Annotated in this window: 22 protein-coding genes; 17 read left to right on the top strand and 5 right to left on the bottom strand. The window is 75.1% G+C overall.

Features of this window, described 5'->3' with window-relative positions; translation table 11 throughout:
* Window positions 1-124: 124 nt before the first annotated feature.
* Window positions 125-742, bottom strand: a complete 618-nt coding sequence (locus G3T38_RS17355; protein ID WP_163773625.1) for a CofC family guanylyltransferase — start codon at window positions 740-742, stop codon at window positions 125-127.
* 120 nt (window positions 743-862) lie between these two features.
* On the opposite strand from G3T38_RS17355, the gene G3T38_RS17360 reads away from it, so the two are divergent.
* Complete coding sequence (locus tag G3T38_RS17360) at window positions 863-1684, top strand: lysophospholipid acyltransferase family protein (RefSeq protein WP_174268140.1); 822 nt, start codon at window positions 863-865, stop codon at window positions 1682-1684.
* Complete coding sequence (locus G3T38_RS17365; RefSeq protein WP_163773627.1) at window positions 1681-2682, top strand: NAD(P)H-dependent glycerol-3-phosphate dehydrogenase; 1002 nt, start codon at window positions 1681-1683, stop codon at window positions 2680-2682. Before G3T38_RS17360 ends, G3T38_RS17365 begins: the two co-directional genes overlap by 4 nt.
* A 92-nt stretch (window positions 2683-2774) precedes the next feature.
* On the opposite strand, the gene G3T38_RS17370 is transcribed toward G3T38_RS17365, so the two are convergent.
* A complete protein-coding gene (locus G3T38_RS17370) occupies window positions 2775-3896 on the bottom strand; it encodes a trans-sulfuration enzyme family protein (protein WP_163773630.1) in 1122 nt (373 codons plus the stop codon).
* Between the two features lie 33 nt (window positions 3897-3929).
* On the opposite strand from G3T38_RS17370, the gene G3T38_RS17375 reads away from it, so the two are divergent.
* Window positions 3930-5048: a D-alanine--D-alanine ligase family protein gene (locus G3T38_RS17375; RefSeq protein WP_163773632.1), complete on the top strand. Its 1119-nt coding sequence runs from the start codon at window positions 3930-3932 to the stop codon at window positions 5046-5048.
* Between the two features lie 15 nt (window positions 5049-5063).
* Here the strand turns inward: G3T38_RS17375 and G3T38_RS17380 are convergent, their stop codons facing one another.
* Entirely contained in the window at window positions 5064-5579 is a 516-nt protein-coding gene (locus G3T38_RS17380) for a DUF3515 family protein (protein ID WP_163773634.1), read from the bottom strand.
* A 122-nt stretch (window positions 5580-5701) separates the two neighbouring features.
* Here G3T38_RS17380 and G3T38_RS17385 point away from each other — a divergent pair, with 122 nt between their 5' ends.
* Complete coding sequence (locus G3T38_RS17385) at window positions 5702-6673, top strand: thiamine-phosphate kinase (RefSeq protein ID WP_163773636.1); 972 nt, start codon at window positions 5702-5704, stop codon at window positions 6671-6673.
* A gap of 80 nt (window positions 6674-6753) precedes the next feature.
* Here G3T38_RS17385 and rpmB read toward each other — a convergent pair whose 3' ends face one another.
* The gene (gene rpmB, locus G3T38_RS17390) at window positions 6754-6939 is read right to left on the bottom strand and encodes a 50S ribosomal protein L28 (RefSeq protein ID WP_163773638.1); all 186 of its coding nucleotides are present in this window, start codon (window positions 6937-6939) and stop codon (window positions 6754-6756) included.
* A gap of 239 nt (window positions 6940-7178) precedes the next feature.
* Here rpmB and G3T38_RS17395 point away from each other — a divergent pair, with 239 nt between their 5' ends.
* From G3T38_RS17395 to G3T38_RS17455, 13 genes are all read left to right on the top strand, one after another.
* Entirely contained in the window at window positions 7179-8945 is a 1767-nt protein-coding gene (locus G3T38_RS17395; protein WP_163773640.1) for a DAK2 domain-containing protein, read from the top strand.
* Between the two features lie 15 nt (window positions 8946-8960).
* Window positions 8961-11273 (top strand): ATP-dependent DNA helicase RecG, encoded by a 2313-nt coding sequence (locus tag G3T38_RS17400; RefSeq protein ID WP_163773641.1) that lies wholly within the window; start codon window positions 8961-8963, stop codon window positions 11271-11273.
* Window positions 11270-11854 (top strand): 16S rRNA (guanine(966)-N(2))-methyltransferase RsmD, encoded by a 585-nt coding sequence (rsmD, locus tag G3T38_RS17405; protein WP_163773643.1) that lies wholly within the window; start codon window positions 11270-11272, stop codon window positions 11852-11854. Before G3T38_RS17400 ends, rsmD begins: the two co-directional genes overlap by 4 nt.
* Window positions 11851-12342: a pantetheine-phosphate adenylyltransferase gene (gene coaD, locus G3T38_RS17410; RefSeq protein WP_163773645.1), complete on the top strand. Its 492-nt coding sequence runs from the start codon at window positions 11851-11853 to the stop codon at window positions 12340-12342. The genes rsmD and coaD overlap by 4 nt, the downstream gene beginning before the upstream one ends.
* A gap of 139 nt (window positions 12343-12481) precedes the next feature.
* Window positions 12482-13021, top strand: a complete 540-nt coding sequence (locus G3T38_RS17415; protein WP_338037737.1) for a YceD family protein — start codon at window positions 12482-12484, stop codon at window positions 13019-13021.
* A gap of 108 nt (window positions 13022-13129) precedes the next feature.
* Window positions 13130-13315: a 50S ribosomal protein L32 gene (gene rpmF, locus G3T38_RS17420; protein WP_163773647.1), complete on the top strand. Its 186-nt coding sequence runs from the start codon at window positions 13130-13132 to the stop codon at window positions 13313-13315.
* Window positions 13270-14106: a ribonuclease III gene (rnc, locus tag G3T38_RS17425; protein ID WP_163773737.1), complete on the top strand. Its 837-nt coding sequence runs from the start codon at window positions 13270-13272 to the stop codon at window positions 14104-14106. Before rpmF ends, rnc begins: the two co-directional genes overlap by 46 nt.
* On the top strand, window positions 14090-14974 hold the full coding sequence (mutM, locus tag G3T38_RS17430) for a bifunctional DNA-formamidopyrimidine glycosylase/DNA-(apurinic or apyrimidinic site) lyase (RefSeq protein WP_163773648.1): 885 nt from the start codon (window positions 14090-14092) through the stop codon (window positions 14972-14974). The genes rnc and mutM overlap by 17 nt, the downstream gene beginning before the upstream one ends.
* Window positions 14975-15037: 63 nt before the next feature.
* Window positions 15038-15235: a hypothetical protein gene (locus G3T38_RS17435; RefSeq protein ID WP_163773650.1), complete on the top strand. Its 198-nt coding sequence runs from the start codon at window positions 15038-15040 to the stop codon at window positions 15233-15235.
* Between the two features lie 55 nt (window positions 15236-15290).
* Complete coding sequence (locus G3T38_RS17440) at window positions 15291-16514, top strand: MFS transporter (protein ID WP_163773652.1); 1224 nt, start codon at window positions 15291-15293, stop codon at window positions 16512-16514.
* 84 nt (window positions 16515-16598) lie between these two features.
* The gene (smc, locus tag G3T38_RS17445) at window positions 16599-20153 is read left to right on the top strand and encodes a chromosome segregation protein SMC (protein WP_163773655.1); all 3555 of its coding nucleotides are present in this window, start codon (window positions 16599-16601) and stop codon (window positions 20151-20153) included.
* A complete protein-coding gene (locus G3T38_RS17450; RefSeq protein ID WP_163773657.1) occupies window positions 20150-20614 on the top strand; it encodes an acyl-CoA thioesterase in 465 nt (154 codons plus the stop codon). Before smc ends, G3T38_RS17450 begins: the two co-directional genes overlap by 4 nt.
* Before the next feature lie 123 nt (window positions 20615-20737).
* Window positions 20738-20920 carry a hypothetical protein gene (locus tag G3T38_RS17455; RefSeq protein WP_163773659.1) on the top strand — a complete coding sequence of 61 codons (183 nt, stop codon included), beginning with the start codon at window positions 20738-20740 and terminating at the stop codon, window positions 20918-20920.
* 15 nt (window positions 20921-20935) lie between these two features.
* On the opposite strand, the gene G3T38_RS17460 is transcribed toward G3T38_RS17455, so the two are convergent.
* A complete protein-coding gene (locus tag G3T38_RS17460; RefSeq protein ID WP_163773660.1) occupies window positions 20936-21739 on the bottom strand; it encodes a TetR/AcrR family transcriptional regulator in 804 nt (267 codons plus the stop codon).
* Window positions 21740-22054 lie beyond the last annotated feature (315 nt).

The raw sequence follows: 22054 nt of genomic DNA on the forward strand, positions 1-22054 counted from the left end.
CCCCCCCCCCCCCCCCCCCCCCCCCCGGGGGGGGGGGGCCCCCCCCGCCCCCTCCCCCCCCCCCCCCCCCCCCGACCCAGGTGGAGCCCGAGACCCGGGTGGAGCCTGAGACCCGGGCGGGGGCTCAGTGCAGCAGGGCGCGGGTGCGGGCGCCGAGGCCGAGGCGCGTCGCGGCGACGAGGGCCGTCGCGTCGTCGACGTCGCGGCGCAGCGTGAGCAGGGCGCCCGGGACGGCGTCCGCGCCGCCGAGGGCGTGGGCGTCGGCGGACCCGACGCCGAAGCAGGGGTCGAACTCCTCGGCGTCGGCGGAGTAGAGCACGGTGCCGGTGCCGTCGGCATCGGCCACGAACGACGGACCCGGTCGCCCGAGCACCACGGCGAGCGCGGCGTCGAGGTCCTGGGGCAGGAGGGCCGGCAGGTCGGCGCAGAGCGCTGCGGGCCGGGCCTCGGGCCACCGGCGGCGCACCTCCGCCGCGCCCTGGCGGAGGCTGCCGTTCAGGTCGCCGTCGACGGGGTCGGGGAGCACCACGCAGCCCACGCCGGCCAGCTCGTCGGCGAAGCGGTGGTCGTCGGTGAGGGCCAGCACGGCGGTCACGCGCGGGGTGGACAACGCGGCCGCCGCCGTGTCGAGCGCGAACGCCGCGGCGAGCTCCCGGCGGGGCACCGGGATCGAGACCAGGCGCGACTTCCCGACCGCGGGAGGCTTCACGGGCAGGATCACGACGGCGGAGGACGGGCTCATCGGGAGCGATTGTCGCAGCAGGTCGGGCGGGGGAGGGGCACGGCGGGGTCGGCCCTCCGCACGACGAGCGCCTATCCTCACGTGCGGCGCCCGCGGGGTGGTGTCGGTGAGGAGCAGACGATGTCGGTGCGCAGGCTGAGCGAGCGCCGGGGGTGGGCGTACACGCTCGGGGCCTCCATCCTGAAGCCCACGCTGACGGCCGCGGTGACGCGGACGTGGGTGGGCGGCGAGAACATCCCCGCCACGGGCGGGTGCGTCATCGCGCTCAACCACATCACCAAGGTCGACCCGCTGTTCGCAGCGCACTTCGTGTACGACCACGGCCGGCTGGCGCGCTACCTGGCGAAGTCGAGCCTGTTCGAGGTGAAGGGTCTGGGCACGTTCCTCACGGGGGCGGGCCAGATCCCCGTCGAGCGCGAGAGCGCCGGCCTCTCGGCGTACCAGGCGGCGGTGGCCGCCGTGAACGCCGGCGCCTGCGTCGTCGTCTACCCCGAGGGGACCATCACCCGCGATCCGGACCTCTGGCCCATGACCGGCAAGACAGGCGCCGCGCGGATCGGCCTGGCCACGGGCGCGCCCGTGATCCCGGTGGCGCACTGGGGTGCGCAGGACGTGCTCGCGCCGTACTCCTCCACCCCGCGGCTGCTGCCGCGCAAGCACGTGACCATCCACGCCGGCCCGCCCGTCGACCTCGCCGACCTCACCGGGGACCGCGTCGACACCGCGACCGCGGCCGAGGCGACCGAGCGCATCATGGGGGCCATCACCGACCTGCTCGCCGGGATCCGCGGCGAGGACCCGCCCGCCGAGCGGTTCGACCCGCGGGCGCAGGGCGTGAGCGAGTTCGGGCGGCCCCGGGCCGTGCCACCCCAGCCGGCCGGGACGACGGAGCGACCGCAGGACCAGCTGGCCGACCAGCGCCACGACGAGGAGGACGCATGACGAAGGTGGCGGTGCTGAGCGCCGGGTCGTGGGGGACGGCGTTCGCGCTCGTGCTCGCCGACGGCGGCGGCGACGTGACCCTGTGGGGCCGTCGGCAGGAGGTCGTGGACCGCATCAACGAGCGGCACGAGAACACGGAGTACCTCCCGGGCATCCAGGTCCCGCCCACGGTCGACGCGACCACCGACCCCGAGAAGGCCCTGGCGGGGGCCGACGTCGTCGTCTGGTCGATGCCGTCCCAGACGCTCCGGTCGACCCTCGAGGGCTGGCGCGACCTCGTGCCGCGCGACGCGGTCTCGGTCTCCCTCATGAAGGGTGTCGAGCTCGGCACCGTGAAGCGCATGAGCGAGGTGATCGAGGAGTCCCTCGACGTGCCGCGCCGCCAGGTGGCCGTCGTCAGCGGCCCCAACCTCGCGAAGGAGATCGCGCGCCGCGAGCCCGCCGCGTCCGTCGTCGCGTGCGAGGACGAGGAGACCGCGGTGCGGCTCCAGAAGCTCGTGCACACGCCGGCGTTCCGCCCCTACACGACGACGGACGTCGTGGGCTGCGAGATCGGTGGCGCCTACAAGAACGTGGTCGCGCTCAGCGTCGGCATGGCGGTCGGCCTCGGGTTCGGCGACAACACGACGGCATCGGTCATCACGCGCGGGCTCGCGGAGACGGCGCGGCTCTCGATGGCGCTCGGCGCCAACCCGTTGACCCTCATGGGTCTCGCGGGGCTCGGTGACCTCGTCGCCACCTGCTCGTCGCCGCTGAGCCGCAACCGCACCTTCGGCGAGCGACTGGGCCACGGCATGACGACCGAGGAGATCTACGCGTCGACCCGCCAGGTCGCCGAGGGCGCCAAGTCGTGCAGCTCGCTGCGCGACCTCGCGCGGCGCACCGGCGTCGACGCGCCGATCGCCGACCACGTCGACGAGGTCGTCGCGGGACGGATGACGGCGCGCGACATGATGGAGTCGTTCGTGGCGCGCGAGACCAAGGCCGAGACGGACTGACGGCGGACGTCATGCGGGCCGGTCGCCACGGGCACCGGACCGCATGACGTCCTGAAGGGAGCAGGGGTCCGGACGAGCCCCTCCGCGGGACGTCAGCCCAGCCGGTCCAACGCCTGCGCGAGGTCGGCCCAGAGGTCCTCGACGTCCTCGACGCCCACGGAGAGCCGCACGAGGGACTCCGGGATGGTCGGTGCCTCGGTCTTCCACCGACGCCGCCGCTCGAGCGTCGACTCGACGCCTCCGAGGCTGGTGGCGAAGACCCAGAGGTCCGTGGTGCGGCAGAGCAGGTCGGCCGCGTCGGGGCCGGCGTGCAGCTCGACGGCGACGATCGCGCCGAAGCCGGGGTAGCGCACCCGGGACACCGCCGGGTGGGCCTCCAGGCGGCGCACGAGCTCGACCGCGTTCGCCTGGGCGCGCTCGACGCGCAGGTGCAGGGTGCGCAGGCCGCGCAGCGCGAGCCAGGCCTCGAGGGTGCCGGGGATCGCGCCGAGGAGGTCACGGCGCCCCTTGAGCACGTCGAAGAGGGCGTCGTCGCGCACGACGAGCGCGCCGAGCAGGGCGTCGGAGTGCCCGGCGAGGTACTTCGTCGCCGAGTGCAGCACGATGTCCGCGCCGAGCTCGAGCGGCCGCTGCAGCAGGGGCGTCGCGAAGGTGTTGTCCACGACGACCTGGGCGCCGGCGGCGTGGGCCGCCTCCGTGACGGCCGCGATGTCGGCGACCTCGAGCGCCGGGTTGGTGGGCGACTCGATCCAGAGGATCGCGGCGTCCTCGCAGGCGGCCGCGACGGCGGCGGTGTCGGCGATGTCGACGAGCTTCCCCTGGGCCCGTCCGCGGAGCCCGGCGTCGCCCAGCTGGCCCAGCGTGCCCTGGTAGGCGTGCTGGGGCGCCACGACGGTCTCGCCGTCCGCCACGAGGTCGAGCACGGTCGCGACGGCCGCGAGGCCCGAGGAGAACGCGAGCGCGCGTCCGCCCTCGAGGCTGCCGAGCGCCTCCTCGAAGGCCAGCCAGGTCGGGTTGCCGTAGCGGCCGTACTCGACGTCGCCACCCCCGACGTACGTCGCGGCCATGGTGATGGGGGTGTTGAGCGGGGCGTCGGGGACCACCGGCGGGCGGCCGACGTGGACGGCGCGGGTGGCGGGGCGGAGACCCGCCGCGGGCTCGGGGGAGTGCGCGGGCGCCGCGGGCCGGGGCACGGACGGGGAGTCGTCGGGCATGGGAGCGAGCCTAGGCCGGTAGGGTCAGCCCCCATGAGCGCGCCCTCCCCACGTCCCCGGGTCGCCGTCGTCTTCGGCGGACGGTCGGCGGAGCACTCGATCTCCTGCATCTCCGCCGGCAGCGTGATCGCCGCGCTCGACCCGGAGAAGTACGACGTCGTGCCCATCGGCATCGCTCGCGACGGCAGCTGGGTGCTCGAGGACCCCGCCACGAACCGGCTCGAGCTCGGGCCGGGCGGCGTCCTGCCGTCGGTGCGCAGCGAGACCGCGGTGCAGCTCGTGCCGGGCGCGACCGCAGAGCTCGTCGTCAACGACGCCGCCGACGTGCCGCGCGTGCTGGGCGACGTCGACGTGGTCTTCCCCGTCATGCACGGCCCGTTCGGGCAGGACGGCACCCTCCAGGGGCTGCTGGAGATGGCGGGGGTGCGCTACGTCGGCGCCGGGGTGCTCTCCTCGGCCGTCGGCACCGACAAGATCCACATGAAGCGCCTCTTCGAGGCGGCGGGCCTCCCGGTCCTGCCCTACGTGACGGTGACGCCCCGCGACTGGGCGCGCGACGAGGCGGGCGTACGTCGCCGGATCGCCGACCTCGGGCTCCCGGTGTTCGTCAAGCCGGCGCGGGCCGGCTCCAGCTTCGGCATCTCCCGCGTCGACGACCTCGCCGACCTCGACGCCGCGCTGGCGGAGGCCCGGCAGCACGACCCGAAGGTCGTCGTCGAGGCTGCTGCGGTCGGTGCCCGCGAGATCGAGTGCGGGGTGCTCGCGGGGCAGGGCGCGGACGACCACCGCACGAGTGCGCTGGCGGAGATCCGGGTGACCTCGGAGCACGCGTTCTACGACTTCGAGGCGAAGTACCTGCCCGAGGAGAACACCGCCCTCGACGTGCCCGCCGACGTGCCCGCCGACGTCGAGGCCCGCGTGCGCGAGCTGTCCGTGGCCGCCTTCGACGCGCTCGACTGCGAAGGCCTGGCCCGCGTCGACTTCTTCGTGTTCCCCGACGGCCGGGTCGTGCTCAACGAGGTCGAGACGATGCCCGGCTTCACCAGCCTCTCGATGTTCCCCCGCATGTGGGCGGCGAGCGGGGTCGACTACCCGACGCTCGTCGACCGCCTGGTCACGCTCGCGCTCGGCCGCGACGTCGGGCTCCGCTGAGCCCCCGGCACGGGCTCAGACGCAGGGCTCGACGGTCTCCGTGCCCGCGAGCACGGCGGGCGCGACGTCGACCATCTCCTCGACCGGCGGCCGGCGCTCGGCCGGGATGCGCAGCTCGACGACGGGCTCCTGGCCGATCGTGGTGAGCACGGCGTCCGTCGTCTGGTCGCGGTAGGTCGCGGGCTCGGCGTACCAGCCCACACCGCCCACCTCCTCGCAGTCCGAGATCTCGGTGAACGAGGCGGGCATGTCGACCCCGCAGACGACGACCACCGCGGGCTCGCCCCAGGCCCGCGCGGACAGCCCGTCCTGCTCGACCTCCCGCACCTCCTGCCCGTCGACCTCGTCGGGCAGGGCGTCGAGCACGGCCTCGCAGGCGGCGCGGTCGGCGTCGGGGAGGTCCGCCAGCGCCGGGGCGCCCTCGACGCGCACGGGGTCGGCCCCGCAGGCGGTGAGGCCGACGGCCGTCCCGACGAGGGCGAGGGCCAGGCCGGCGGCGGCACGCGGCGTACGGCGCGGGGACAGGAGCACGCGGACCTCCGTGGCGCGAGGGGACGAGCGGGACGAGCGCCGCCGAGCATCCCACGCAGCCCGGCACCCGGGCTCCGCAGGGCGTGCACGGAAGCGTGGGCGGCGTCTGGTGGGATGGACCCATGGCGTCGCTTCCCCGTGAGACCCCGCTGTCCGAGGCGGGCGAGTTCGCCGTCGTCGCCGCCCTGCTGGAGCGGTTCCGCGCCGAGCGCGAGGACGTCCTGGTCGGGCCGGGTGACGATGCCGCCGTCCTCCGGATCCGCCGCGGCCACGCGGTGGTGTCCACGGACCTCGTCGTCGAGAACCGGCACTTCCGCCGCGACTGGTGCTCGGCGGAGGACGTCGGCCACCGTGCCGCGGCCCAGAACCTGTCCGACATCAACGCGATGGGCGGCCGCGCCCACTCGCTGACCCTCGGGCTCGCCCTGCCCGAGGACCTCACGCTGGGCTGGGTCGAGGACTTCGCGACGGGGTTCGCCGCCGAGGCCGCGCGCGTCGGGGCGGTGGTCGTCGGCGGCGACGTCACCCGGGCCAGCGAGATCGTCGCCGCCGTCACCGTGATCGGCAGCGTGGCGAAGGCCCCCGTGCTGCGCTCGGGTGCCCTCCCGGGCGACGTGCTGGCCCTCTGCGGGCGGCAGGGCTGGGCAGCGGCCGGGCTCGCCGTGCTCGGGCGGGGCTTCCGGTCGCCGCGCGTGCTGGTGGACGCCTACCGGCGCCCCGAGCCGCCGTACGACGCGGGCGCCGCCGCAGCCGAGGCCGGCGCCCACGCGCTCGTCGACGTGTCCGACGGGCTGCTGGCGGACGCGACGCACGTCGCGGTCGCCTCGGGCGTGCGGATCGACGTCGCGACCGAGGCGCTCGGCGTCGACGAGCCGCTGCACGCGGTCGGCGCGGCGCTGGGGGCCGACCCGCAGCAGTTCGTGCTGAGCGGCGGGGACGACCACGGCCTGCTCGCGGCGTTCGCAGCGGACGCCGAGCTGCCGGAGGGGTGGAGCGTGATCGGACGGGTGCACGAGCGCGTCGCCGCCGACGAGCCCTGGGTCACCGTCGACGGCGCCCCCCACGAGGGCCCCACCGGCTGGCGGCACTTCTGACCCCGGGCGCCCGGCGACGAAATGCCGGAGGGCCCGCCAGCGGTGCTGGCGGGCCCTCCGGTGAGACGCGAGGCGTCAGGTCAGCGCGTGACCTTGCCGGCCTTGAGGCAGCCGGTGCAGACGTTGAGGCGGGTGGGGGTGCCACCGACCTTCGCGCGGACGCGCTGGATGTTGGGGTTGAAGCGACGCTTCGTGATCTTCCGCGACCACGGCCGATTGTTGCCGAAGCCCGGCTTCTTGTCGCAGATGTCACAGACGGCAGCCACCGTGAACTCCTGAAGTCGATGTAGAGACGATTCGATTGTCACCACCGAACGGGTCCGCGGGTGCGGTGCTCGGAGAAGGCAACCGCAGAAGAGTAGCGGATGCCCGCGAGAGTGGGCCAATCGTCGCCGCGACCCCGTGCCGCGACCACCGCATCGTCCCACGACGGGCCCGGTCCGACTAACCTCGGCTCGATCACCCCACGGCGCACCGCTGCGCCCCGCCCAGCCCCGGAGGACCCATGACCGATCCCGGGCAGCCCGGTCCGCCCGGTCAGCCCGTGCGGCTCGAGGTCGTGGCTCGGTTCGTCGACATCGCGACCGACGCCCTGGGCGACGCGCGCGAGGAGATCGACGCGCTCAACGTCTTCCCCGTGCCCGACGGGGACACGGGCACCAACATGTTCCTCACCATGTCGACGGCCCGCGAGTCGTTGCGCCAGGTGCTGCGCGAGGCCGGGCTCGGACGCATCGCCGGTGACGCCCACGCCGGTCCGCCCGTGCCGGGTGCCGTGCGTCCCGAGCACCTCGTGCTCGCCCTGCGCGCGCTGGCCCGCGGGGCGCTCATGGGCGCGCGCGGCAACTCGGGCGTGATCCTCGCCCAGATGCTCGGCGCCATCGCGGGCCACCTCGAGCGGGCCACCCCCGACGTGCGCGCCGCGACGCTCGTGGCGGGCTCGCTGGCCGAGGCGACGGCCGCCAGCTACGCCGCGGTGGGGGAGCCCGTCGAGGGCACGATCCTCACCGTCGCCCGCGCCGCCAGCGAGGCGGCGACGGAGGCTGCGGCAGCGCCGGGCGCCCGCTCGCGCGACGTCTACGTGGCGGCGGCCGCCGCGGCACGCGATGCCCTCCTCCTCACGCCCCAGCAGCTCCCGGCCCTCGCGGCGGCGGGCGTCGTCGACGCCGGTGGCCGGGGGTTGAGCGTCATCCTCGACGCCGCCGAGACGGCGCTCACCGGTCGCCGTCGGCTGTCGGGCCCCGTGCGCCTGGGCCACCACCAGATCCCGCTCCCGGCGCCCGAGCCCGACGGCGCCGACGCGGCGGACCAGACGGCCACCCCGGCGTACGAGGTCATGTACCTCCTCGAGCCCACCTCCGCCGAGGCGGTCGCCGAGCTGCGCGCCCGGCTGGCGGAGATCGGGGACTCGCTCGTCGTCGTCGGCAGCGACGACCTCTGGAGCATCCACGTGCACGTCGACGACGCCGGCGCGGCCGTCGAGGCCGGCATCGCCGCGGGGCGTCCCCACCAGGTCCGCATCACCCACTTCGACGACTCCGTGCACGGTCACGGCGGGGGCCACGGCCACGGTCGGCCGGGGAGCCACGGCGCCGGTACGACGCGGCGCACCGGCCGCGCGGTCGTCGCGGTCTCCGCAGGTCCGGGCCTGGCCGCGCTCTTCGAGGACGCGGGCGCCCTGGCGGTGCCGGGCGGTCCGGGTGAACGGCCCTCGGCCGGCCTGCTGCTCGAGGCGGTGCGCCGGACGGGTGCCGCCGAGGTCGTCATCCTCCCCAACGACCACGACTCACTGCGCACCGCCGAGATCGCGGCCCGCACGGCGGAGGAGGACGGCGACGTGGAGGTCGCGGTCGTGCCGAGCCGGGCGCAGGTGCAGGGGCTGGCCGCCCTGGCGGTCCACGAGCCGGGCCGCGCCTTCGGGTCCGACGTGCTCGAGATGACGGCGGCGGCCCGGCACTGCCGGCACGGCGCGGTGACGGAGGCCTCGAAGCGGGCGATCACGTCGGCGGGCCCGTGCGAGCCGGGCGAGGTGCTCGGCGTCGTCATGGGCGACTTCGCCGTCGTCGGACAGGACCGCCTGGGCGTCGCGGTCGAGGTGCTCACGCGGCTCCTCGCGGTCGGCGGCGAGCTCGTGACGATCGTCGGTGGGGAGGGCTCGGGCGACCTGGCCGCCCGGCTCGCGGCCCACGTCGAGACGGTCCACCCCGGCGTCGACGTGGTGACCTACGACGGCGGGCAGCCGCGCTACTCCCTCCTGCTGTCGGTGGAGTGAGGTAGGCAGAGCCCCATGATCACGCTCGACTCGCCGATCGAGGCCGTCCTCGGTGGGGCGGCCAAGAAGGTCACGAAGGTGCGCGAGCAGCTCGGGCTCCGCACGGTCGGTGACCTGCTGCGGCACTTCCCGCGCACCTACCTGCCGGTGGGGGAGCTGACCGCGCTCGACCCCGACCTCGAGGTGGGCCGGCAGGTCAGCGTCGTGGGCCGGGTCAGCGAGTCCCGCCTGCGGTCCTACACGGACCGCCGCACCCGCCGCACGGCGTACCGGTTGGAGGTCGTGGTCGCGACCGACGGCCCGTCGCTGCGGCTCACCTACTTCGCCCCGCACAAGGGCATGGCGACCCACCACGAGCGGCGTCACCAGGTGGGCACCGTGGGGGTGTTCCTCGGCAAGCTCGACACGTTCGGGGGGCGCTGGCAGCTGACGAACCCCACGATGGTGCCGCTCGAGCTGCCCGACACCGTGGCGCCGACCGACCAGGACGAGGCGGGCCGGGCCGCGGTGGCGGCGTTGCGCAACCTGTTCCCGATCTACCGCGCGACCGCCGGGGTCGAGTCGTGGGACCTGCAGGCGGCGATCGGGTTCGCCCTCAGCGTGCTCGAGGAGCCGGAGGACCCGCTGCCGCCGTCCCTGCGCGAGGCCAACGGGCTGGTCGGGCTGCGGGAGGCCTTCGAGCGCGTGCACCAGGCCGACTCGTGGGGCGACGTCACCCGGGGCATGCAGCGCTTCCGCTTCGACGAGGCGCTGGTGACCCAGCTCGTGCTGGCCCGGAGGCGTGCCGCGCTCCGCGGGGTCGCGGCCGCACCCCGCACCGGCGTCCACCCGGACGGCCGGGTGGGCGGGCTGCTCGCGGCCTTCGACGCGTTGCTGCCGTTCGAGCTGACCGCGGGCCAGCGGGAGGTGGGGGCCCAGCTCGAGGCCGACCTCGCGGCGGACCACCCCATGAACCGGCTGCTGCAGGGCGAGGTCGGCTCGGGCAAGACGCTCGTCGCGCTCCGGGCGATGCTGCGCGTCGTCGACTCGGGCGGCCAGGCCGTGCTGCTGGCGCCCACCGAGGTGCTCGCCCAGCAGCACGAGCGCTCGCTGACGCGGCTGCTCGGCCCGCTCGCGCAGCCGGGGATGCTCGGCGGCGCCGACGAGGCGACGGGCATCGCCCTCCTGACCGGATCGATGTCGACCGCGCAGCGGCGCGCGGCGCTGCTGCGGATCGCGTCGGGGGAGGCGGGGATCGTCGTCGGCACCCACGCGCTGCTGGAGGACAACGTCGTCCTCGCCGATCTCGGCCTCGTCGTCGTGGACGAGCAGCACCGCTTCGGCGTCGAGCAGCGCGCCGCACTCACGGCGAAGGCCGCCACCCCGCCGCACGTGCTCGTCATGACGGCGACCCCGATCCCGCGCACGGTCGCCATGACGGTGTTCGGCGACCTCGAGACGTCCGTGCTCAGCGAGCTGCCCGCCGGCCGCGCCCCGATCCAGACCACGGTCGTCCCGCTCGCGGACGCCCCCCGCTGGATCGACCGGGTGTGGGCGCGGGTGCGCGAGGAGGTGGAGATGGGCCACCAGGCGTACGTCGTGTGCCCGCGCATCAGCGAGGGCACCAGCGAGCAGGGCGAGAGCGACGCCGTCGACCTCGACGAGGACGGCGAGGTGCTGCCGATCGCGACCGGCAGGTCGGGGGGCGGCGACGGGGGCGGGGCCACCCCGGCCCCGGCGGCCGTCGAGACGACGCTCGAGCAGCTCACCGGCCCGGGCGGGCCGCTGCACGGGCTGCGGGTCGCGGCGCTCCACGGCAAGCTGCACCCCGACGAGAAGGACGCGGTGATGCGCGGGTTCGCGGCCGGCGAGATCGACGTGCTCGTCTCCACCACCGTGATCGAGGTCGGCGTCGACGTCGCCAACGCCACGACGATGGTGCTGCTCGACGCCGACCGCTTCGGCGTCTCCCAGCTCCACCAGCTGCGCGGCCGCGTGGGCCGTGGCGGCCTGCCCGGCCTCTGCCTGCTGGTGACGCGGGCGCAGGCGGGCACGCCGGCCCGCGAGCGCCTCGACGCGGTCGCCTCGACCACCGACGGCTTCGAGCTCTCCCGCGTCGACCTCGAGCAGCGCCGGGAGGGCGACGTGCTGGGTGCCTCCCAGTCGGGCTACCGGTCGAGCCTGCAGACGCTGCGGGTGCTCCGCGACGAGAAGACGATCGTCGCCGCACGCGGCACCGCCGAGGACCTCCTCGCCGACGATCCCGAGCTCGACGGCCTGCCGCGCGTGCGCGCCGCGGTCCTCGACCTCGAGGCGTCGTCGACCGCGTCGTACCTGGAGAAGTCGTGACGCGCATCGTCGCGGGTCGGGCGGGCGGACGCCGGTTGGCCACGCCGCGGGGCGACGCGACGCGGCCGACCTCCGACCGGGTGCGCGAGGCCTTGTTCTCGCGCCTCGCGTCGTGGGTCGGCACGCTCGAGGGCCTGCGGTTCCTCGACCTCTACGCCGGTTCGGGCGCCGTCGGGCTGGAGGCGTGGTCGCGGGGCGCTGTCGTGACGCTCGTGGAGCACGACCGCCGCACGGCCGCCCTCGTGACGGCCAACGCGCGCACCGTGGGCGCCCGGCTCGGCGGTCCCGACGCCGAGGTCGAGGTCGTGGCGGGCTCCGTGGGCACGACGCTCGGACGGGCGCCGTCCGCGCCGTACGACGTCGTGTTCAGCGACCCGCCCTACCCGCTGGCCGACGCCGCGGTGGAGGCGGACCTGGCCGCGCTCGTGGCGCACGGCTGGCTGGCCGCCGAGGCGGTCGTGGTGGTCGAGCGCTCGACCCGCAGCCCGGAGCCCGCGTGGCCGCCGGGGATCGAGCTCGAGGTGGGACGCAAGTACGGCGAGACGACCCTCTGGTGCGGCTGGTACCGTTCCGCGCCATGACGCGTGCGGTGTGCCCGGGCTCGTTCGACCCGCTCACGCGGGGCCACCTGGACATCGTGACCCGCGCGGTGGGGCTCTTCGACGAGGTCGTGGTCGCCGTCGGGGTCAACGCCAGCAAGCGGCGCCTCTTCAGCGACGAGGAGCGGCTCGAGATGGCGGCGTCGGCGACGGCCGACCTCCCCGGGGTGCGCGTCGAGGGCTTCAGCGGCCTCCTCACGGACTTCTGCACGGCGGTCGGGGCGGTCGCCGTGGTGAAGGGGCTGCGGAGCGCCGGGGACTACGAGTACGAGCTGCCCATGGCCCAGATGAACGACCACCTCAGCGGTCTGGAGACGGTGTTCGTGGCCTCGCGGCCCGCGTTCGCGCACGTCTCGTCGAGCCTGGTCAAGGAGGTGGCGGGCCTCGGCGGGGACGTGGAGCCGTTCCTGACGCCCGAGGTCCACGCGCGGCTGCTCGCCCGGATCGCGGAGCGCCGGGCCGAGGCCTGAGGCGCGCCGGTCGCTACGGGTCGCGCCGGACGGGGACCGGTTTGGCGCAGCCGAGGGTCGTCGGTACGCTTTCCCGGTTCTGTCCTGTCCGTGCACCGAAGGTGGACCACTGAACCGCTTGGACCCGAGAGCGCCGCTCGTGCTCGACACACGCGAGCTGAGCCGCCGCCCGGGGTCCCAGCACGAGGTGGAGCGCTCGGTGCCGGCGCCGGCAGAGCTGGGCATCGAGGTCCTCGCTGTCCCCGAAGGCTCGGAGGTCGACCTCGACCTGCGGCTGGAGGCGGTCATGGAGGGCGTCCTGGTCACGGGAACGGCACGCGCCGCTCTCGTCGGCGAGTGCGTGCGGTGCCTGGAGGAGATCTCCGACGAGCTGTCGGTGTCCTTCCAGGAGCTGTTCGTGTACGACGACGGGGCTGCGGCCGATCCCGAGGCCGACGACGAGCTCGGTGTCCGTCGGCTCGAGGACGACCTGGTCGACCTCGAGCCGTTGCTGCGGGACGCGGTGGTGCTTGCGCTGCCGTTCCAGCCCGTGTGCTCCGAGGACTGCCCGGGGTTGTGCGTCGAGTGCGGCGCGCGGCTGGCGGACGACCCGGGACACACGCACGGCGAGCCGATCGACCCCCGGTGGGCCGGTCTCGTCGGGCTGGTCGAGGACCGCGGCGACGACAGCACGACCTGAGCCGAGGCTCGCAGCAAGACCCGAGAACGTCCCCGCAGGGGGACCCGCCGGACCCGGCGGGGTGAGGATCGGTCGGCACCAGGCCGGCGGACGAACGAGGAGAATGAAGTGGCTGTCCCGAAGCGGAAGATGTCGCGCAGCAACACGCGCCACCGTCGCTCGCAGTGGAAGGCGTCCGCGCCGTCGCTGGTGACCTGTGTCAACCCCGCCTGCGGTGCTCAGCACCTCCCGCACCGTGCGTGCGCGAGCTGCGGCCAGTACGGCGCCAAGGCGAGCCGTCGCCAGGTCCTCTGAGCGCCTCCGGCGACTCGCTGAACCCCTCGCTCGCCCTGTCTGACTACGCCGAGCTCCGAGCAGCGCTCGGGGGCCCCGAGCTGGCCCCCGAGCTGCTCGAGCGCGCTCTGACGCACCGCTCCTACGCGTACGAGAACGGCGGGCTGCCCCACAACGAGCGCCTCGAGTTCCTCGGCGACTCGGTGCTCGGCATCGTCGTGACCGAGACGCTCTACCGGACGCACCCCGACCTCTCGGAGGGGCGTCTGGCGAAGCTGCGCGCCGCCGTGGTGAACGCCCGCGCCCTCGCGGGGGTCGCGCGCGGCATCGGTCTGGGCGAGAACATCAAGCTCGGCCGGGGCGAGGAGGCCACCGGGGGCCGCGACAAGGCCTCCATCCTCTCCGACTGCCTCGAGGCCGTCATCGGAGCCGTGCACCTCTCGGGCGGCATCACCGTCGCCGCCGACGTCGTGCACCTGCTGTTCGACCCGCTCATGGAGGCCGCCGCCGCCCTCGGCGCCGGCCTCGACTGGAAGACCTCGCTGCAGGAGATCGCCGCCGAGCGCTCCCTCGGCGTCCCGGAGTACCTGATCACCGACGAGGGCCCCGACCACCTCAAGACCTTCACGGCGCGGGTGCGCGTCGGCGAGGGCGTCTACGGCCACGGCGTCGGGCGCTCGAAGAAGGAGGCGGAGCAGCAGGCCGCCCAGACGGCCTACGGCGAGCTGTCCGTCGGGGCCGCCGCCGAGCCTGCCCCGGAGCCTGCCGCGGGCCCCGCCGCCGGGAGCACCGACGGTGCCGGAGCTCCCTGAGGTCGAGGTCGTCCGGGCCGGGCTCGAGCGCCACGTGGTGGGTGCGCGCATCACGGCCGTCGACGTGCTCCACCCCCGGCCGGTACGCCGCGACCCCGGCGGTCCTGCCGGCTTCGCCGCCGCTCTCCTCGACCGCCGGATCACCGGCGCGCGCCGGCGCGGCAAGTACCTGTGGCTGCCGCTCGACAACGGCGACGCCCTCACCGCCCACCTCGGCATGAGCGGCCAGATGCTCGTGCAGCCGGCTGACGCCGCCGACGAGCGCCACCTCCGCGTGCGGTTCCACCTGGAGGGTGCCGCCGAGGGTCGCGAGCTGCGGTTCGTCGACCAGCGCATGTTCGGCGGCGTGGCCGTCAGCGTCGGTGGGGCCGAGCTGCCGCCGGAGATGGCCCACATCGCGCGCGACCCGTTGGACCCCGCGTTCGACGACCAGGCGTTCGTGCGCGCCGTACGTCGTCGGGTGTCCGCGGTGAAGCGCATCCTGCTGGACCAGACCGTCGTGTCGGGGGTCGGGAACATCTACGCGGACGAGGCGCTGTGGCGGGCGCGGATCCACGGCGAACGGCCGGGGGAGCGGCTCAAGGCCGCCCAGGTGCAGGAGCTGCTCGACCACGCCCGGGCGGTCATGAGCGACGCGCTGGCGCAGGGCGGCACGTCCTTCGACGCGCTCTACGTCAACGTCAACGGGGAGTCGGGCTACTTCGACCGCTCGCTGTCGGCCTACGGGCAGGAGGGGCGGGCGTGCCCGCGCTGCGGCACCGCCATCCGCCGGGTCGCGTTCATGAACCGCTCGTCCTACTTCTGCCCGGTCTGCCAACCGGTCCCGCGCAGGACCACGCGTCGGATTGACCGTCGCGCGGCCGGGTGAGACATTAGACGACGGCCCGATCGGGCCCACCCACCCACTGCGTCACGCTCCCGGAGGATCTTCATGGCCAAGGCGCTGATCGGCTACCTGAACAGCGACCTGCGGGTTCCCGCCCGCCTCGAGGTGGACAACGCCCGCCTCCGCGCTCGGGTGAACGACCTCGAGCAGCTCGTCCTGCGTCTCCAGGCGGAGAACGACCGGCTCACGGCCGCGCAGGCGGCCGTGCTCCTCGAGGACGCGCAGGACCTGCAGCCGGCCTGACGGCCGCTGGACGGAGCCCCGGTCACCGGGGCTCCGCAGCACGTCCCCCATCTCGGTGCACCGTCTCTGGAACCTGCTGGCCCCGGCCCGCCTCGGCCCTGGTTTCCGCCGCCTCGTCCTCACCTTCTGGACCGCCAACCTCGCCGACGGCGTGATGATCGCGGCCGGTCCGCTGCTCCTCGCCTCGCTCACGAGCGACCCCTTCCTCATCGCCCTCGGCGCGGCCGCGCCGCGGGCCGCGTGGGTGGTCCTCGGCCTGTACGCCGGCGTGGTCGCCGACCGCGTGGACCGGCGCCTCCTCATGCTCGTCACCAACGTCGTGCGGGTGGTGGTGGTGACGGTGCTCGTCGTCGCCCTCGCGACCGACCGGGTGGGCGTGACGTGGGTGCTCGTCAGCCTCCTGCTCCTCGGCGCCGCGGAGTGCTTCAGCGACACGGCGGGCGCCACCCTCATGCCGATGCTCGTCGCCAAGCGCGACCTCGGCATCGCCAACGCGCGGGTGATGGTCGGCGCGATGACCATCAACCAGCTCGCGGGACCGCCGATCGGTGCGGCGCTCTTCGCGGCCGGTGCCGTGTGGCCGGTCGCGGCGCAGGCGGTGCTCCTGGCGTTCGTCGTGCTGCAGCTGGCCCGGCTCGAGCTCCCCGCCCTCGTGCGCGAGCCCGGCCGGCGCTCGGTGGGCCGCGACGTGGCCGAGGGGGTGCGCTGGTTGGCGGGCAACCCCCCGGTCCGCACGCTGGCGCTCGCCATCCTCTGCTTCAACGTCACCTTCGGCGCCACCTGGGCGGTGCTCGTGGTCTACGCGTCGGACCGCCTCGGCCTCGGCGAGCTCGGCTTCGGCCTGCTCACCGCGTGCGCGGCCGTGGGTGGCGTGGTCGGGGCGCTGTCGTACGGCGCGCTCGAGCGCCGCTTCGCGCTCGGTTCCATGATGCGCGTGGGGCTGCTCGTCGAGACCGCGACCCACGGGGTGCTGGCGCTGACCACGTGGCCGGTGGTCGCGATGGCGGTGCTCGTCGCCTTCGGCGTGCAGGCCTCCGTGTGGGGCACGACGTCGACGACGGTGCGCCAGCGGGCGGTCCCCGCGGCCATGCAGGGACGGGTCACCAGCGTCTACCTGCTGGGCATGCAGGCGGGCCTCGTGGCGGGTGCGGTGCTGGGCGGCGCACTGGCCCAGGTCGGCGGCGTGCGGGCGACGCTGTGGTTCGGGTGTGCCGGCTCGGCCCTGATCCTGGCCCTCATCTGGCGCCAGCTGCCGCGCATCGCGCACGCGGGGGAGTGAGTCGGTCCCCCTCCTCGCGGGCTCCCATGGCCTAGCCTGGCCCGACCTACCGGGAGCGACCGGCGTCGGCGAGGAGATCCGCGGGTGTACCTGAAGAGCCTGACCCTCAAGGGGTTCAAGTCCTTCGCGTCCGCGACGACCCTCCAGCTCGAGCCCGGCATCACCTGCATCGTGGGCCCGAACGGCTCCGGCAAGTCCAACGTGGTGGACGCGCTGGCCTGGGTGATGGGCGAGCAGGGAGCCAAGAGCCTCCGCGGCGGCAAGATGGAGGACGTCATCTTCGCCGGCACCTCCGGTCGTCCGCCGCTCGGTCGCGCCGAGGTGGCGCTGACGATCGACAACGCCGACGGGGCGCTGCCGATCGAGTACGCCGAGGTGACGATCAGCCGCACGATGTTCCGCAACGGCGGCTCGGAGTACGCCATCAACGGCACCGCCTGCCGCCTGCTCGACGTGCAGGAGCTGCTCAGCGACTCGGGCATCGGGCGCGAGATGCACGTCATCGTCGGCCAGGGGCAGCTCGACTCGATCCTGCGGGCCACGCCGGAGGACCGGCGCGGGTTCATCGAGGAGGCCGCCGGCGTCCTCAAGCACCGCAAGCGCAAGGAGAAGGCGCTCCGCAAGCTCGACGCGACCGAGGGCAACCTCCACCGGCTCTCCGACCTCATCACCGAGATCCGCCGCCAGCTGAAGCCGCTGGGCAGGCAGGCCGAGGTGGCGCGGCGCGCGCAGACGGTGCAGGCGGACGTCCGCGACGCCCGCGCGCGGCTGCTCGCCGACGACATCGTGACCGCACGCACCGCGCTCGCCCAGGAGCTGGCCGACGAGTCGCTGCTGGTGCAGCGCCGGGAGGCGGTCGCCGCCGAGCTCGCCGCGGCGCGGGAGTCGGAGGGCGCCGTCGAGGCCGCCCTCCGCGAGGACCTCCCCGCGCTGGCCGCCGCGCAGGAGACCTGGTTCGCGCTGTCCGGCCTCCGGGACCGGCTCCAGGGCACGCGATCGCTCGCCGCGGAGCGGGTGCGCACCGCGCGGCACGACGAACCCGCCACCCCGTCCGGCCGGGACCCCGAGCAGCTGGAGGCCGAGGCCGAGCGGGTGCGCGCCAACGAGGAGCGCATCGGGGCCGAGGTGGAGGAGAAGGCCGCGGCGCTGGCCCGGGCCGTCGAGCGTCGGGCGGACGCCGAGGAGGCAGCCGCCGCGGAGGAGCGGCGGATCAGCGCGCTGCAGCGTGCGGCCGCGGACCGCCGCGAGGGGTTGGCTCGTCTCCACGGCCAGGTGAACGCCGTCCGCTCCCGGGCCCGCGCGGCCGAGGACGAGGTGGGGCGGCTCACCCAGGCCCGCGCCGACGCGCTCGCCCGCGCGGAGCGGGCCCACCGCGACTTCACGGCGCTCGAGACCCGCGTCGCCGGGCTCGACGCGGGCGAGGAGGGCCTCGACGCGGAGCACGAGGCGGCCGCCGATGCGCTCGACGACCTGGAGGAGCAGATCGCGGGCGCGCGGACCGCGCTGCAGGAGGCGGAGCGGCGTCGCTCGGCGCTCGCCGCCCGCAAGGAGGCCCTCGAGCTCGGACTCACCCGCAAGGACGCCGCGGGCGCGTTGCTCGCGGCCGGTGACCGGCTCGGGGTCGTGCTCGGGTCGACCGCCGAGCTCCTGGCGGTGCGCCACGGCTTCGAGACCGCCGTCGCCGCGGCCCTCGGTGCGGCCGCCGACGCCGTCGCCGTCGAGGGCGTCGACGGGGCCGTCGCGGCCATGGAGCTGTTGAAGGACGACGACGCAGGCCGCGCCCAGCTCGTGGTGGCCCAGGCGGACGGGGCCGCCCCGCCCGGGGTGTCGGACCGCGCCACGTGGCCGGCGCTGCCGGGCCACGCGACGTACGCGCTCGACGTCGTCGAGGTGCCCGACCGCCTGCGGGCGGGCGTGCAGCGGCTGCTGGAGCGGGTGGCGGTGGTGGCGGACCTCCGTACGGCGCGGACGCTGCTGGCCGCGTCCCCGGAGCTCGTCGTCGTGACGCAGGACGGGGACGTGCTCGCCGCCGACCGCGCGAGCGGTGGCTCGCAGGCGCAGCCGAGCTTGCTCGAGGTGCAGGCCGCCGTCGACGAGGCGACCGAGCAGCTGACCGCGGCGACGGCCGAGGTCGAGCGACTGACCTTCACCGTGCGGACCGCGGAGACGCAGCGGCAGGACGCGGCCGAGCGGGTCGAGGCCGCGCTGGCCCGGCTGCACGAGTCGGACGCCGCGCTGGCCGCGGTGGCCGAGGAGCTCGCCCAGCACGGGTCGTCTGCTCGGGCGGCGACCGGGGAGGCGGAGCGGCTCGGTGCCGCCACCGCGGCCGCGGAGCAGGCCCGTGAGGAGGGCATCGCCGGGCTCGCGGAGCTGGAGGAGCGTCTCGCGCGCGCCGAGTCCGCGCCGGAGGAGGAACCGGACACGACCGACCGCGAGGAGCTCGCCGCGGCGGCGCGCGACGCGCGGCAGGCCGAGATGGAGGCGCGCCTGGCGCTGCGCACCGCGGAGGAGCGGGGCCGCGCGATCCAGGGTCGGGCCGACGGGTTGCTGCGCCAGGCGCGGCAGGAGCGCGAGACGCGGGCGCGGGCGGCGGAGCGGCGCGAGCGGCTGCGACGGCAGGCGGCCGCCGCCGAGGCCGTGGTGACGGGGGCTGACGTGGCCCTGTCGTGGCTCGAGCTCTCGGTCGCGGAGGCGGCGGTCCAGCGGGGTCGCGTCGAGGAGTCGCGTCGCTCCCGCGAGGAGCAGCTCCTGGCGGTCCGGGCGACGCTGCGCGACCTCGGGCGTCAGCACGACGAGCTGGTCGACAGCGTCCACCGCGACGAGATGGCGCGCGCCCAGCAGCGGATGCGCATCGAGCAGCTCGAGACGAGGGCGGTCGAGGAGCTCGGCACGGATCCCGAGGTGCTGGTGGCGGAGTACGGACCCGACGTGCCCGTGCCGCTCGAGGAGGGGCACGCGCCGTACGACCGCGAGGAGCAGGCCAAGCGGCTGCGCACGGCCGAGCGCGCCCTGGCGCAGCTCGGCAAGGTGAACCCGCTGGCGCTCGAGGAGTTCGCCGCGCTGGAGGAGCGTCACCAGTTCCTCACGGAGCAGCTCGAGGACCTGCGTCGCACGCGGAAGGACCTGCTCGACATCGTCCGCGAGGTGGACGCGCGGGTGGAGCAGGTCTTCACCGAGGCCTGGTTGGACGTGCAGGCGGCCTTCGACCACGTCTTCGCGCGGCTGTTCCCGGGAGGCGAGGGGCGGCTGCTGCTCACGGACCCCAGCGACATGCTGACGACCGGCGTGGAGGTCGAGGCGCGGCCGCCGGGCAAGAAGGTCAAGCGCCTGTCGCTGCTCTCGGGCGGTGAGCGCTCGCTCGTCGCCGTCGCCTTCCTGGTGGCGCTCTTCAAGGCGCGGCCCTCGCCGTTCTACATCCTCGACGAGGTGGAGGCGGCCCTCGACGACACCAACCTCGGGCGCCTGCTCGAGATCTACGAGGAGCTCCGGGAGAGCTCGCAGCTCCTCGTCATCACCCACCAGAAGCGCACGATGGAGGTCGGCGACGCGTTGTACGGCGTCACGATGCGCGGTGACGGCGTCTCCACCGTGATCAGCCAGCGACTGCGGGAGGGCTCCCGCGAGGAGGAACCCGCATGAGCGACCGCCCACCCCGACCCCGCCGCTCCGACTTCGCCGTCTGGCGCCGGGCCACCACCCGGTGGCGGGACGACGACGCCTACGGCCACCTCAACAACGCGACCTACTACGAGCTGTTCGACACCGCCGTCAACGCCCACCTCTACGAGGCGACCGGGCTGGACGTGCGCGCCCAGCCGCAGATCGGGATCGTCGCCGAGACCTCGTGCCGCTACTTCCGCGAGATCGGGTTCCCCGCCCCCATCGACATGGGCCTGGTCGTGGACCGCGTGGGCACGTCGTCGGTGATCTACCGCATCGGGCTCTTCCAAGGACCCGACGGGGGACCCGACGAGGAGGCGGCCGCCGAGGGGCGCTTCGTCCACGTCTACGTCGACAACACCGGTGGCCCCGGCGACCGGCCCGTCGCCCCGCTCCCGGCCGCCGTCCGGGCCGCGGTGGAGCCCCTGCTCCGGGGCTGAGGCCGGGCCGGGACCCGGGACGGTCGCGCGGTTTCGTCGCCGCTTGGGTGGAGGTGGCACCCTGAATCGCAGACGTGTGGTTCAGCCCTGCGTTCCTTCCCGTCCCACCTCTCGGAGGCCCCTGTGCTCGTCGTCTGGCTGTCCCTCTTCCTCGTCCTCGTCGTGGCCGGCGTCGTCGTCGCCGTCGCGGCGAGCACCTCGGCCGAGGCCGAGGGGAGCGAGAACCGCTGGGTGCAGCGACTGCGCGGCTCGGTGCCGAGCCTCCCGGTGATCCGCGAGGACGAGGACGTCCACCTGCGTCGCTGACGTCGGGGCGACCGGTCAGCCGACGGCGACCGAGGCAAGGCGGCTGAAGGCGGCGACAGCCGTCTCGTCCCGCACCTCGGCCGCTGCGCTGCGCAGGACGCGAGCGAGGGCGAGCTGCAAGTCGGGATCGGGGTGCGCCCGGCCCGGACTCCTCGCGGCCCACGCCTCGTCGTCTCCGTCGGTCGAGCGGCTGGTGCCGTCGGTGGTGTGACCGCGCAGTGCGCCTCGTTCTCGTGCCACGGCCGCACGGAAGGCCAGGTCCGCTGCCTGCTCGATGGCCTCCGCGACCTCCGCGTCGGCGGACGCGACCAGGTCGCGCACCTCGTCCGCGTGGGAGCTGGCGCCGAGAGTGGCCGCCAGGGTGGTGACGACCCGCACCGTCGCGTGGTGACGTGCCGCATCGACGAGGACAGCGCCGAGCCGTCGCGGCGCCTCGGCCCGCATGGTCGTCCGTGCCGACCACTGGAAGGGATCGAGCAGTCCCTCCGGTGGGTCCGCCGACACCCGGCTCGCGTCACGGGCGTCGCGAGCGGCCGCTGCCCACTGCGCCGAGCCGTGCTCGACGACGGCGAGCCCCAGGGCGTCCTTCGTCGGGAAGTAGCGGTGCAGCGACCCCCGGGCGATCCCGACGTCACCCGCGACGTCCGCCAGCCGCGTGCGCTCCCATCCGTCGCGATCGCACCGTTCCGCAGCGCAGTAGATGGCTGACAGTGCCGCCGTCGCCCCCTTCATGGTGCGGCCGGGCGCGCGCCCGGGATGGTTGCTCCGGTAGTGGCGCTTGTAGCGGGTGGGCGGCAGCACGGGGTCCCGAGGGCTCATGGGACGAGCCTGCCCGGGAAGGTCGCCCGCCGGCCTCGCTCGGCCCACCCTGGGGACGGCCGACCTGTCGGGGCCACCTGGGGATGGCCGACGGGCTCAGGCGCGGCAGGGATGTCCCCCACGGTCCCGAACAGCTTGGACACATCCGGCACGGGCGCCGCACTCGATCCGCCCTCGATCCCACGCGGAACAGGTCGAACAGCGTCGATCGGCACTCGATCGGCCCTCATCACGGCGCGCGCGGGTGCTGGCGCGGCGGTCGACGTGCCGGATCTGTCCAAGCCAATTGCGAGCCCCGACCCCTCCTGGGGTCCG

It is taken from the genome of Nocardioides zeae (genome assembly GCF_010686755.1).
Taxonomy (GTDB): Bacteria; Actinomycetota; Actinomycetes; order Propionibacteriales; family Nocardioidaceae; genus Nocardioides; species Nocardioides zeae.

Excerpts from the sequence above, each read along its gene's own strand:
- G3T38_RS17355 (WP_163773625.1), bottom strand. The coding sequence starts at position 742 with ATGAGCCCGTCCTCCGCCGTCGTGATCCTGCCCGTGAAGCCTCCCGCG.
- G3T38_RS17360 (WP_174268140.1), top strand. The coding sequence starts at position 863 with ATGTCGGTGCGCAGGCTGAGCGAGCGCCGGGGGTGGGCGTACACGCTC.
- G3T38_RS17365 (WP_163773627.1), top strand. The coding sequence starts at position 1,681 with ATGACGAAGGTGGCGGTGCTGAGCGCCGGGTCGTGGGGGACGGCGTTC.
- G3T38_RS17370 (WP_163773630.1), bottom strand. The coding sequence starts at position 3,896 with ATGCCCGACGACTCCCCGTCCGTGCCCCGGCCCGCGGCGCCCGCGCAC.
- G3T38_RS17375 (WP_163773632.1), top strand. The coding sequence starts at position 3,930 with ATGAGCGCGCCCTCCCCACGTCCCCGGGTCGCCGTCGTCTTCGGCGGA.
- G3T38_RS17385 (WP_163773636.1), top strand. The coding sequence starts at position 5,702 with ATGGCGTCGCTTCCCCGTGAGACCCCGCTGTCCGAGGCGGGCGAGTTC.
- G3T38_RS17395 (WP_163773640.1), top strand. The coding sequence starts at position 7,179 with ATGACCGATCCCGGGCAGCCCGGTCCGCCCGGTCAGCCCGTGCGGCTC.
- G3T38_RS17400 (WP_163773641.1), top strand. The coding sequence starts at position 8,961 with ATGATCACGCTCGACTCGCCGATCGAGGCCGTCCTCGGTGGGGCGGCC.
- coaD (WP_163773645.1), top strand. The coding sequence starts at position 11,851 with ATGACGCGTGCGGTGTGCCCGGGCTCGTTCGACCCGCTCACGCGGGGC.
- G3T38_RS17435 (WP_163773650.1), top strand. The coding sequence starts at position 15,038 with ATGGCCAAGGCGCTGATCGGCTACCTGAACAGCGACCTGCGGGTTCCC.
- G3T38_RS17450 (WP_163773657.1), top strand. The coding sequence starts at position 20,150 with ATGAGCGACCGCCCACCCCGACCCCGCCGCTCCGACTTCGCCGTCTGG.
- G3T38_RS17460 (WP_163773660.1), bottom strand. The coding sequence starts at position 21,739 with ATGAGCCCTCGGGACCCCGTGCTGCCGCCCACCCGCTACAAGCGCCAC.